This window comes from Streptomyces sp. NPDC002788 (assembly GCF_053592115.1).
Window position 1 is genome coordinate 77,655 of record NZ_JBSFVB010000021.1, and the last position, 12,055, is coordinate 89,709.

Genomic DNA, 12,055 nt, shown 5'->3' on the forward strand with positions numbered 1-12,055 from the left:
GCGCGGCGCGGCCCCGCCCCACACCCGGCGAGAGGGCGCACCGCGCACCCCACCCCCGACGGCACACGCGAAAGCCCCGCCCCTCACACGGAGGGACGGGGCCATGTTCATGAACCCGGGGATCAGCCGATCTGCGTCCCCGTGGCGGACAGCGCCTCCGTCACCGGCTGGAAGAACGTCTCCCCGCCCGAGGTGCAGTCACCACTGCCGCCGGACGTGAGCCCGATCGCGCTGCTTCCGGAGAACAGCGCGCCGCCACTGTCACCCGGCTCCGCGCACACGTCGGTCTGGACCAGCCCGTTCACGATGTCGCCGTTGCCGTAGTTCACGGTGGCGTCCAGCCCCGTGACCTTCCCGTCGTGCACCTGGGTCGTGGACCCGCTGCGCGTGACCTCCATGCCGACGGTCGCCTCGGCGGCACCCGTGATCTTCTGCGTGGAGCCGTTGTAGAGGTTCACCTCACTCGGGTGAGCCACCTCGGCGGTGTACTTGACCAGCCCGTAGTCGTCGCCCGGGAAACTGGAGTCCGCGTTGGTGCCGATCTCCTTGCCGCTGGAGTCCGACCAGGTGGAGATGCCCTCGGTGCAGTGCCCGGCGGTCAGGAAGAACGGCTCGCCGCCCTTGACCACGTTGAAGCCCAGCGAGCAGCGGCCACTGCCACCGGTGATCGCGTCGCCACCGGCGATGAAGGGCTTGTACTCCCCCTTCGTCCGCTTCAGTTCGGCCTTCGCCCCGAGTCCGTCGACCACCTTCGTCAGCTTCGCCCACTCGGCCCGGGAGACCGTACGGTCGGCGGTCACGACGACCTTGTTCGTCGTCGGGTCGGTCACCCAGGAGGTGCCCGGGATCGTCGCGTCCTGCTTCAGCGTGCTGCGGGCGCTCTTCAGCTCGGCGAGGGAGTTCGCCACGATTCTCGCCTTGGCGCCGGCCTTCTCGACGGCCTGCGCGGCGTCCTCGTCGAGCACGTTCACCACGAGGCTCCCGGCCTTCGTGTCGTAGTACGTCCCCGCAGCGTCGGTGCCCAGGTCCTCCGCGAGCGTCGAGGCGAGCTTTCCGGCCGCCGTGACCGACAGGGTCCGGGGTGCGGACGCCTCAGGGGTCTCACTGGCGTTCGCGGTCTGGAACGTCACTCCCGCGGCGACCAGCGCGGCGATGCCCGCACCTGCCACGGCTGCACGCCGCTTGGGTATGCGTCGGTGCTTCAACTTCTGTCCTCCTGTGGGGGGTCGGTCCGAGAGGTTGTGGGGACCTCGGCAGACCGGAAGGCTTCGTTGACGAGCGCCCACTATTCCGAGGACAACAGGGAGCACACAAGGTCGAGTTCAGGACGCGCGTAGATGACGCCGTGCGCGCCCCTCATTTTGACCGCACACGGTCAAATCGGGCCCAACCAACGCCCGTTCACACTGCAAACATTACGGGTGAGTAATGTGTGCGCACTCTATGAGGTCCGGCCAGGGCCGAAACCCGACCATGCCATCAACCGCAACCCGTGGGGCGAAAAGTGAATTGATGGGCCATCACTTCATCTCCACGGAAACCTTCACCAAAAACCCCATACCACCGCAAAGGGAAAGCCCCCGCACGCAGTGCGTGCGGGGGCTCGAAACGCTGCGAACTACTGCCCGGCAGGGACTAGTACACGCTGACGCCGTAGGCGCTCAGGGCCTCCGTGACGGGCTGGAAGAACGTCGTACCGCCGGAGGAGCAGTTGCCGCTGCCGCCGGAGGTCAGACCGTACGCCGTGCCGTTGCTGCCGTAGAGCGGGCCGCCGGAGTCGCCCGGCTCGGCGCAGACGGTGGTCTGGATCAGGCCGGAGACGATGTCACCGCCGCCGTAGTTGACGGTGGCGTTGAGGGCGGTGACCCGGCCGCTGTGCGTACCGGTCGTGGAACCGTCACGGATGACGGTGGTGCCCACGCTGGGCGTGGCCGCGCGCGTGATGTCCACGCCGTTCGCGGTGCCGGGCCGGCTGACGGAACCCGAGTACCGGACGATGCCGTAGTCGTTGCCCGGGAAGCTGGAGCCGGTGGTCGAGCCGATGACCGTGGTGCGGCCGGAGTTGGAGTACCAGGTGCCCGCACCGTCGGTGCAGTGGCCGGCGGTCAGGAAGAACTGCTGCCCGCTGCTGTTTCGGACGTTGAAGCCGAGGGAGCAGCGCCAGCTACTCGCATAGATGGCGTCGCCGCCCTGGATGAGCTTGTTGAACTTGCCGGGGGTGCGCTTGATCGTGAGCGCGTCGGCGTTCCCGCCGGCCTGCTGCTTGATCTTCGCGATCTCAGCCTGGGTGACCGTGCTGTCGACGGTGACGAGCACCCGGTTGGTCTTGCTGTCGACAGCCCAGGCCGTGCCCGGGATGTCGGCCTTGAGTATGGAGCCGCTGGCGCTCTTGAGCTCGGCGGCACTGAAGGCGCTGGGGGTGTCGGACGCGTTCGCGCTGGGGATCGCGATCGCAGCGGCGGCAACGAGGCCGGTGGAGACGGCGATCAGCCGGGTCCGTCTCGAGATGCCGCTGCGGGGGGTGGTGCGCTTGATCCTCACTTTTCGTTCCTCCACAAAGGAAGTCGGGGGCCCTCGTGGGGTCTCGGGCCCGTGAGGCGCAGCCTGGGACCGGCTGTCCGGATTCCGAACACGCCGTGCCCCTGACAAGCGCTGAGGGGGAGTATTCGGCCGAACGGCCGGTCGGCGCAAGGGTGCCTTTCGGCCGTCAACCTTTGAACGATCTTTACGACCTGCCCCACACGGCGCGCCAGTCACAGCAGCGCCCCCTCCCGCGCGGCAATGGCGACCATCGAGCGTGTTCCCCGGTCGGCGGGCAGAGGCAGACAAAGTGGCCGGCGACGGCGCACGGCGGCAGCATCGCCCGGTTGAAGTCGACCGCCTTACGCCCCTCGGCTTCCGGCGCGCCGGGCCGCAGGAAGCGGAAGCGGAAGCGGTAACCGCCGTCCCGCTGGCGGCGTAGGCGGACGCGGTCCACGGAGAGCCGTTCCTGCTGGACCGTCACCTGAAGGTTCAGTTCCTGCCCGTCCGGCTCGATGGCCGGCTCCCCGCCGAGTTCGAGCCCCCCGCTCCCGCCCGTCGGCGTTCGGCACCCGAACGGTGCGGCCGCCCGGACCGTACGGCATGAAGCGCCCCGACACCGCCCAGCGCGGGTCGTACGGCGTGACGCGCAGACCGCGAACGGCCGGCGCGTGGAGGCCTCCGGGGCGTAGCCCTGCACGCCCCACACCCCCTCGCGCACCAGCACAACCGGCCGTCGCTCGCCGTACTGCACGCGCGCCCCGCCGGCCGGTCCCGGGTCGGCCCCGAGCCGCACCTCACCGGTGAAGGGCTGCCCGCCCGCGCTGAGACCGTCCGTTTCGGCGGCGATCAGCACCACCGCGTCACCGTCGCCCCGCCAGGGCCCGGGGATGTCCGGAAGTCGACCGTCCGGATAGTCCTCGAGCCTGGGGGTGCCCCCAGGCCGTTCAGGTGCTGGGGAGCGTACCGATGAACGCGAGCGGCCCTCAGGGGTCCTTGCGCTGTGCCCGCCCGGCCTGCCTGACGGTGTCTCAGCAGTCGCAGCCGCAGTCGCAGCCGTCGCATCCGCAGGTGTCGCAGCAGTTGCTGCAGCAGTCACAGCAACTGCAGCAGTCCCCGCATCCGCTGCAGTCGCAGTTGCTGCACTGCCCTTCCTTGCGCTGCCCCGTCCACGGGTCCTGATACGTGCCGCAGCACATCTGGCACGTACAGGCGAGGCCGAGCCACACCGCACACCCGGTGAGCAGTCCGCGCCGGTTGCCGCGCGGCGGCTCGGGCGGCTGCGGAGCGCCGGGACGGCCCGGGGCGCCCGTACCGGGCGGCGCGTAGGGACCGGCCACCTCCATACCCGTGGTGTGGGCGCAGGTGGTCGCGCCGAAGGCACGGTCGACGGAGGTGCGCAGCTCGTGCACGAGGAGCCGGTGCACCAGCCGCCCGTCGGTGAAATCCACCTCCCGCAACGCCAGCCGGATGCCGTGTACCGCGTCGTCGGCGAGCCGCCGGGCCTTGGTGAGGGAGGTGCCGGTCGCGGCGATCGGGTTCCAGGCGCCTGACGCGGCGTCAGCGTGCCGGTCCTCCACGGCGTCCAGCAGATGCGCCAGCCGCCCGAAGAGCCGTCCGGCCTCGGCGAGCGGCGCGGCGTTGTGCGGCCGGCCGGCGAGGACCGCGGTGTGCGCGAAGGCCGCGGCGGTGGCGGTCTCGGTCGGTTCGGTGACCGTCAGGATCGGTGTCCCGGGTCCGGCGAGCGCCTCGATGCCGGTCTGCCGGTCCACGGAGTCGACCAGGAGGGCGGTGTCGAACCCCACGGCCGTGCCGGTACGGGCACCGGCCGCCTCCCAGCTCGCGGCGACCCGGCGAGCGGCCCGCGCCACCGGCCGGCGAGCCAGCAGTCCGTCACCGTCGCTGACGTGGTCGCGCACCTTCGCCGAAGCCAGCACCAGAGATACGGCCGCCGCGAGCCGGGCTCCCTCACCGTGCGCGACGGAGGCGGTGCGCATGCCGCGCAGCGGGCACGGGCCGGCCGTACGCCGCTCGGATCCGCCGGCTTCGGCCTGAGCCTCCGTCAAAACCGATATGAGAAGCCCGTCATAGTTCGTCACTATGCGGGCGAACTGTCCGTGGTCGCCGCGGAGTGCGAGACACAGTCCGCACAAATGCGCCATCCACTGGCCCGCGAGCTTCTCCCCGAGCCGGTGCCGGCAAGGCCTGACGATTCCGAACACGACGTTCCCCCGAGGTTCGTGACGACGCTGAGCTGCGGCATCGTATCGACCCCCGCATTCACCCGTACGCCCCGGCCGTCACCCGTACGCCGAGAAGAATCATATTTCACTCACAGTCAGCAGCCGTTTGAGAAACGACCCTTGGGACACAAGGACTCTCGACGGATTCGCTGTGCACCAGTACCGTCACAAACCCCCCGCGCGGCGTCTATCCACTTGGCGCGCCATCCGCATCATGGACGACCATAGGGATGCGGAAAGCAGAAAGACCGCTGTGAGAGGAGGCGTCCATGGGATCGGTACGCAAGGCAAGTGCCTGGCTTGGCCTCGTCGACGACAACGAAGACGAGCGTTACTACGACGACGACTACTCAGACGGGAGCGAGCCCGGGGAGGCCTGGGTCACCGATCCGCGCGTCAAGGTGGCCTCGGACGTCGCCGAGGAGAAGGGCCGCCGCATCGGCACGGTGACCCCGGACAGCTTCCGGGACGCCCGCACCATCGGCGAGCTGTTCCGCGATGGCGTGCCGGTCATCATGAACCTCACGGCCATGGATGCCGCCGACGCCAAGCGCGTGGTCGACTTCGCGGCCGGGCTGATCTTCGGCCTGCGCGGTTCGATCGAGAGAGTGTCGACCCGGGTGTTCCTGCTGACCCCCGCCAACACGGAGATCGTGAACGGCGACCCGGCCGCGCACCGCACGGACGGCTTCTTCAACCAGAGCTAGGGCAGGGCCGCTCACCGGCCCCGCCCCCGCGCGGGGTGTGACCGGACAGGCCTACCGGAAGGCGTCGAGTCCGGTGAGCGCCTTGCCCAGCACGAGCTGGTGCATCTCGACGGTGCCCTCGTAGGTGAGCACCGACTCGAGGTTGGTCGCGTGCCGCATCACGGGGTATTCGAGCGAGATCCCGTTGGCCCCGAGAATCGTGCGGGCCGTGCGGCAGATCTCGATCGCCTCCCTCACATTGTTGAGCTTGCCGAAGCTGACCTGCTCGGGACGCAGGCGGCCGGCATCCATCCGCCGCCCCAGATGATGAGCGAGCAGAATCCCCTTGTGCAGTTCGACCGCCATGTCGGCGAGCTTGGCCTGGGTGAGTTGGAAGCCGCCGATGGGCCGCCCGAACTGTTCCCGCGACTTCGCGTAGTCGACCGCGGCCTCGAAACAACTGCGGGCCGCGCCCATGGCGCCCCAGACGATCCCGTACCGGGCGTGGGAAAGACAACTGAGCGGTCCGCGCAGGCCGGTGACCTCAGGAAGGACGGCGTCGGCGGGCAGTCGTACGTCGTCCAGGACGAGCTCGCTGGTGACGGAGGCGCGCAGGGACCACTTGTGCCTGATCTCGGGGGCGGAGAACCCACGGCTGTCTGCAGGTACCGCGAACCCGCGGGTCCCCTCCTCGGTCTGCGCCCAGACGACGGCGACCCCGGCGACCGATCCGTTGGTGATCCACATCTTGCGGCCGTTGAGGATCCAGTCGGAGCCGTCCCGCTTGGCGTACGTCCGCATGGAGGCGGGGTCGGATCCGTGGTCCGGCTCGGTGAGCCCGAAGCAGCCGATGACCTCGCCGGCGGCCATCCGGGGCAGCCACCGCTGCTTCTGCTCCTCGCTACCGAACCGGTGCAGGGCGTACATGGCGAGGGAGCCCTGTACCGAGACGAGCGACCGGATGCCGGAGTCGGCGGCCTCCAGCTCCAGGCAGGCGAGCCCGTACTGCACGGCGCTCGCACCGGCGCACCCGTACCCGTCCAGGGACATTCCGAGGGCACCGATCCCCCCGAGCTCCCGGGCGAGTTCCCGGATCTCCGGCAGCTCGCCCTTCTCGTACCACTCCGCGACGTACGGCAGCACCCGGTTCGCGGCCCAGGACCGCACGGTGTCCCTGATCCCTAGGTCCTCCGGCTCCAGCAGGTCGTCCAGGCCGAGGGGATCGGCGGGATCGAAGGGAGGCAGCTTGGACGGACCGGACATGATCGACACCCTCCGAGACTCTTCAACCAGCACCGCTGGCCAAGACGCTACGGCCTCGGCCCACCCACGCACCACTGGACGGGCGCGGACGCAGACGGCTCGCACGGGGGGACCGCGCCCTGCGGGTTCGCGGAGGGTGGGGATCTGCGGTCTGCGGTCGCGGCGGCCTGCAGGACGGTGAATGCCGCGGGTTCCAGGACGCACGCTGCGCCGCACAGGGCCCCGAGGCTCCGAAGCCGCCGACGGCGCCCCGCCCCCACGGGCGACCACCCCGCGGTCGGCGGTCACGGGTGGTGCGTGGAGGGACGCGTCACACCGAGACGCGCGACTCCGCGGCGTCCCTCGGGGCGGGGAGCTCCACCGGCCCCGACTCGCACTGCATCACCCGCGGCAACCGCAACGCCATCGCCGCCCCGAGCAGCAACAACGCCGCACTCACCAGCAACGTCACATGCAGCCCGTGCACGAAAGCGTCCCGGGCCGCATGCCGCAGAGCGGCACCCGCGGAGCCGCCCAGCCGCGCGGCGACCTCGTACGCCTCCCCCAGCGAATGCCCCGCCGAGGAGGAAGCCGACTCCGGCACTCCGGGCACGCCCGACAGCCCGGGCGCGTACGCCGCGTTCATCACCGTGCCGAGCAGCGCGATCCCGATGCCCGCCCCCAACTGGTACGACGTCTCCCCGATCGCCGCCGCGCCACCGGCCTGCTCCTGCGGCGCCTCGCTCAGCATCGACTCGTACGCCCCGAACAGCGTCGTCTCCAGTCCGAAGCCCAGCAGCACGAAGCCGCTCAGCATCAGCGCGCAGTCGTCGGTCCGGCCCAGCGCCGTCAGCAGCACCACCGCGAACGCGGTCAGGCAGAACCCGAAGCACACCATGCGCCGCGGCCCGAACCGCCGCAGCATCCGTGCCCCGGCCAGCCCGGCCGCCATGGCCGCGAAGGTCAGCGGCAGCAGCCGCAGCCCGGTCTCCAGCGGCGACAGCCCGAGCACCAGCTGCAGATACTGCGCAGCGATCAGCTCGAGGCCCACCAGCGCCAGCATCGCCAGCACGATGCACCCGACGGATGTGCTGAACGCCGGCCGGGCGAACATCCTGAGGTCCACCAGCGGATGCGTCCGCCGCCGCTGCCGCCGCACGAAGGCGACGAGCAGCGCCGCGCCCACCACCAGCGGCAGCACGGTGAGCAGGCCCCCCACCGACTCCCCGCTCCCGAGCCGCTTGACGCCCAGTACCACGCCGAACAGCCCGACCGCCGCCATCAGCGCGCCGACCACGTCCCAGGGCCCGTCGCCGTCGCCCTTCGACTCGGGCAGCAGCCACCGCCCCACCGGGAGGCTGACCAGCATCAACGGAATGTTGACGAGGAAGACCGAACCCCACCAGAAGTGCTCCAGCAGAAAGCCGCCGAGCAGCGGCCCGACCGCGGCGCCCACCGCGGCCACAGCGCTCCAGACGCCGATCGCGAGCGCCCGCTCGCGCCGGTCGGGGAAGACCTGCCGCAGGATCGAGAGGGTGGCCGGCATGATCATCGCGCCGCCCACGCCGAGCAGCGCCCGCGCCACGATCAGCACCTGGGCGTTGTCGGCGAGGGCCGCGAGGCCGGAGGCCACGCCGAACAGCGCGTACCCGAGGAGCAGGACCCTTCTGCGGCCGACGCGGTCACCCAGCGTGCCGAAAAGGATCAGCAGTGAGGCGCAGACCAGCGGGTAGACGTCGACGATCCAGAGCAGCTCCATCCCGCCGGGCATGAGGTCCTCGGTGACGGCGGGGACCGCCACGTGCAGCACGGTGGCGTCGACGGCGACCAGCAGCAGGCTGACGCAGAGGACGACCAGAACCACCCAGCGGTTGGCACCGGCCCCGGCCGCCCGACGGCGCAGCGCAGCGGCGGCCGTGGTCGTCCCGGACATGTACGTACCTCCCAGATGTTCCTCGCGATCGGCGGGCTCACGGAGTGGGGGACGCCCCCGCGACTCGGCCGGAGAGGAGCGGTGGTCTCCGGCCCGCGCAAACGAAAAGCGAGTGACACGTCAGCGTACGCGAGTCCCCGCCGGAGGCCAGTGGCGGGCCTCTCACCCGTCCGGCCGAAAGGTGTGGCGTACGCCACTCCCCTCTCCGTCGAGCACGCCCCGGCCGACCGGCCGGTTCCCGGCCGGGTCGATAATCGGGCCCGTGACCGATCTTGAGACGCGCGCGGCCCCGCCCCGCGCCGGGGTGCCGCGCCGGGCGGCCCCGGCGCTCCTCGGGTACGCGGCCGTCCGCGCCCTGGGTCTGCTCACCCTGTTCCTGTGGAGCGCGGCGCGGGACAAGAGCGCGTACACGCTGCTGACCGCCCGCTGGGACGCGCTCTGGTACGTCAGGGTCGCGGAGTCCGGTTACGGCTACGAGGTGCGCCTGGCGAACGGGGACGTGCACTCCGACCTGGCGTTCTTCCCGCTGCTGCCGTGGCTGGAGCGGCTGGTGGCGGCGGTGTCCCCGCTGTCGGGCGCGGACGGCGGCTTCCTCGTCAGCCTGGTCGCGTCCGTGGCCGCCGCGTGGGGAATCTTCGCGGTGGCGGACCTGGTGCACGGCCGCCGGGCCGGGGTGTGCGCGGTGCTGCTGTGGGCCGTCCTGCCGGTGGGGATCGTGCAGTCGATGGCGTACAGCGAGTCCCTGTTCACGGCTCTCGCCGCGTGGTCGCTCTACGCGGTCCTGACCGGCCGCTGGGTGACGGCGGGGACGCTGGCCCTGCTGGCGGGGCTGACCCGTCCCGTGGGGGTGGCGGTGGTGGCGGCGGTGTGGGTGGCGGCCGCGGCCTCGTTCGTGCGGGACAGGCGCGCCGTCGATGCGGGGGGCGCGCACAGCGCGACCCGCGCCTCCGGCTCGACCTGGCCCGCCTGTGAAGACACCCCGCGCCTCCCGCCGGCGAGCGGCACGCCGGGCGCCCTGCGCGCCCCGCGTCGTCCGGCCCTCCGGGTTCACCGCGTCCTCGGCATGCTCCTCGCCCCCCTCGGGACCGCCGGCTACGTACTGTGGGTCGGCCACCACACCGGCAAGGGTCCGCTCGGCTATCTCGACGTGCAGGCCGGCTGGCGCAACGGCTTCGACGGCGGTTACGCCTTCGCCCGGTTCGTCGCCGAGAAGTTCGCGTCGATCCCGTCGGCCCTGGCGGGCGTGGGGCTGATCCTCGGGGTCGCGTCAGTCGTCTGGCTGTATACGGTCGGCGTACGTCAGCGCCAGCCGCTGCCAGTGCTGGTCTACACCGGCGTCGTGACCGCCCTGGCCCTGTGCGCGTCGAGCTACTTCGGCTCGAAACCGCGCCTGCTGCTGCCCGCGTTCCCCCTGCTGCTGCCCCTCGCTCTGGGCCTGGCGAAACTGCGTACGCGCAGGTCAGCAGTGGTCCTCGGGTCCGTGGCGGTGGCCTCGGCGGTGTACGGGGCGTTCTGGCTGAACGGTTCCGGTCCGCCCTGACCCGCTGTGAGCACGGGGAGAATTCCGCACCATGCCCCGGTGAACGAATTCAAAAGCGGGATAAAACCCGGGCCCAGAATGATCAAAGGAATTGAAGGCCGCAGCGCCAGACGATTGCAGATTCGCTGGAAATAAACCTCCTCCTGAGAGGAATCCCACATCACATCGTCATCACAAAGCCGTTGATTCGACCGGGATCTGAGCTCACTCGCTGTAACGTCGATTGGGTGCGTACCGAACCGAAGCTCACCCGTCTGGACCGGGTGTTCGCCCGGCTGGACCGTGAGCCGGAACGACCGGCCCACATCGATGTGCCGAAGATGAGCAGGCACCGCGTCGTGCTCTTCGCGGCGACCCTGGCCTTCTACGGCGCGATCGTGTGGGCCGTGGTGATCACGTCCTGGCTGGTGCGGCTCGACTGGCAGGTCATGTTCTTCCGGCCGTACCAGCAGTGGTCGGGGATCCACTGGTTCGTCGACTACTACGTGGTCCTCGGCCAGCGCGGCCCCACCGCCGTGATGGTCGCGGCCTGGCTGGGCTGGCGATCCTGGCGGCAGCACACCCTGCGTCCGCTGCTCGCCCTCGGCGTCTCGCTGATGCTGCTGAACGTCACGGTCGGCGCCGCCAAGTACGGGATGGGGCGCCTGGGCCCGCACTACGCGACCGTGATCGGCTCGAACGAGATGTGGCGCGGCGGCGATATATTTCCGAGCGGTCACACCGCCAACGCCGTGGTGACCTGGGGAATCCTGGCCTATCTGGCCTCAACCCCGAGAGCGCGCCGCTGGCTGTCCGCCGTGTCCGCGGTGACCTCGCTCGGTGTCGGGATGGCCACCGTCTACCTCGGTACGCACTGGTTGAGCGACGTGCTCCTCGGCTGGACCGCGGGCCTGCTGATCCTGCTCGCCCTGCCGTGGTTCGAGCCGCTGATCACTCGCGCCGAGGCCAGGATCTTCGATCTGCGGGACCGCTTGCGGAACCACCGCCGCACCTCGGCCGTCCCGGTCGGCGCGCCTCCCCCGGTGGTCTCGCCGCTGCCCGCCGACCGGGAGGGTGTCGCGGCCCGCTCGTCCCGGGCACCGGTCTACCTGGCGCCGGGCCCGCACACGGCCCGCTCGGAGCGCTCACCGACCACCCCGGCCGGCAGCCGCCGCCCTCAGCACCCGGAGCGCCACCCCCGCGGCTCGGCCTCCTCGGCCCGCCCACTGGCGGGCGGCTGACCACCGCGGACGATGGGCCCGGTGCGCACACCCACGGCGACGGCCCCGGTTCCGGAGCGGAACCGGGGCCGTCGGCCTGTCTCAGCCCTTCCAGGCCCGGGCCACCCGGCCGCCCTTCACCTCGAAGTTCAGCCGGCCCACGCGGTACTCCATCGTGATGATCGCCCCCGGCGGCAGCGAGCGCACCGTCGGCCAGCCGCGCTCGCGCGCGAGGTGTTCGGCCCGGTCGGCCTCCAGGCCGACATAGGTGTCGGGGCTGTCGTCGGGTTCCGCGGAAGGTGTCGGAATCGGTGCCATGCCGCCACGCTATGTCCTGCCCGGCGGCCGCGGAAGTCCTTGCCCTGCGCCCTCGTCACCGTCCGCGTCCGGTCACGCTTCTGTCACAAGATCACGACAGGCGTTTCGCGGGATGCCCGTCACACGGACGAGCGGTTCCGTACGCCTTCCGCAGGCATTCGGGCGCAATTCCCGCGTGTCGCGTGAGCTCATGGAAATGCCCGGTGGAAAACGCCGGGTGAAGTGCTCCCGGGGCTCCTTTGCATTCCGGCGCCGGGCCGGTCCGGCGGAGCCGGCGCCGTACGGGAAATGCAGGGATTCGGCCCGGTGAGGCCGGTACGCCCCCTGTCCGGGCACACGTGACGCGAGCATCATGGCGTGAGCTCGCGAGGACG

10 protein-coding genes are annotated in these 12,055 nt (G+C 70.9%); 3 read left to right on the forward strand and 7 right to left on the reverse strand.

The window, feature by feature from the left end; all coding sequences use genetic code 11:
* Nucleotides 1–122: 122 nt before the first annotated feature.
* From ACWD1U_RS31785 to ACWD1U_RS31800, 4 genes are all read right to left on the reverse strand, one after another.
* Nucleotides 123–1,205: a S1 family peptidase gene (locus ACWD1U_RS31785; protein ID WP_451112770.1), complete on the reverse strand. Its 1,083-nt coding sequence runs from the start codon at nt 1,203–1,205 to the stop codon at nt 123–125.
* Between the two features lie 430 nt (nt 1,206–1,635).
* Nucleotides 1,636–2,541 (reverse strand): S1 family peptidase, encoded by a 906-nt coding sequence (locus tag ACWD1U_RS31790; RefSeq protein ID WP_451112772.1) that lies wholly within the window; start codon nt 2,539–2,541, stop codon nt 1,636–1,638.
* Nucleotides 2,542–2,725: 184 nt separating this feature from the next.
* The gene (locus ACWD1U_RS31795; protein WP_451112773.1) at nt 2,726–3,379 is read right to left on the reverse strand and encodes a DUF1684 domain-containing protein; all 654 of its coding nucleotides are present in this window, start codon (nt 3,377–3,379) and stop codon (nt 2,726–2,728) included.
* Nucleotides 3,380–3,551: 172 nt separating this feature from the next.
* Complete coding sequence (locus tag ACWD1U_RS31800) at nt 3,552–4,742, reverse strand: DUF5685 family protein (RefSeq protein WP_451112774.1); 1,191 nt, start codon at nt 4,740–4,742, stop codon at nt 3,552–3,554.
* Between the two features lie 290 nt (nt 4,743–5,032).
* On the opposite strand from ACWD1U_RS31800, the gene ACWD1U_RS31805 reads away from it, so the two are divergent.
* On the forward strand, nt 5,033–5,470 hold the full coding sequence (locus tag ACWD1U_RS31805; protein ID WP_451112776.1) for a cell division protein SepF: 438 nt from the start codon (nt 5,033–5,035) through the stop codon (nt 5,468–5,470).
* Nucleotides 5,471–5,521: 51 nt separating this feature from the next.
* Here ACWD1U_RS31805 and ACWD1U_RS31810 read toward each other — a convergent pair whose 3' ends face one another.
* Nucleotides 5,522–6,712, reverse strand: a complete 1,191-nt coding sequence (locus tag ACWD1U_RS31810) for an acyl-CoA dehydrogenase family protein (protein WP_451112777.1) — start codon at nt 6,710–6,712, stop codon at nt 5,522–5,524.
* A gap of 310 nt (nt 6,713–7,022) precedes the next feature.
* Nucleotides 7,023–8,624, reverse strand: coding sequence for an MFS transporter (locus tag ACWD1U_RS31815; protein WP_451112779.1), 1,602 nt, complete (start codon nt 8,622–8,624; stop codon nt 7,023–7,025).
* A gap of 262 nt (nt 8,625–8,886) precedes the next feature.
* Between ACWD1U_RS31815 and ACWD1U_RS31820 the strand changes: the two genes are divergently transcribed.
* Complete coding sequence (locus ACWD1U_RS31820) at nt 8,887–10,164, forward strand: mannosyltransferase family protein (protein WP_451112781.1); 1,278 nt, start codon at nt 8,887–8,889, stop codon at nt 10,162–10,164.
* Between the two features lie 227 nt (nt 10,165–10,391).
* On the forward strand, nt 10,392–11,384 hold the full coding sequence (locus ACWD1U_RS31825; RefSeq protein WP_451112783.1) for a phosphatase PAP2 family protein: 993 nt from the start codon (nt 10,392–10,394) through the stop codon (nt 11,382–11,384).
* A gap of 81 nt (nt 11,385–11,465) precedes the next feature.
* Here ACWD1U_RS31825 and ACWD1U_RS31830 read toward each other — a convergent pair whose 3' ends face one another.
* Complete coding sequence (locus ACWD1U_RS31830; protein ID WP_451112785.1) at nt 11,466–11,681, reverse strand: I78 family peptidase inhibitor; 216 nt, start codon at nt 11,679–11,681, stop codon at nt 11,466–11,468.
* Nucleotides 11,682–12,055: the final 374 nt, after the last annotated feature.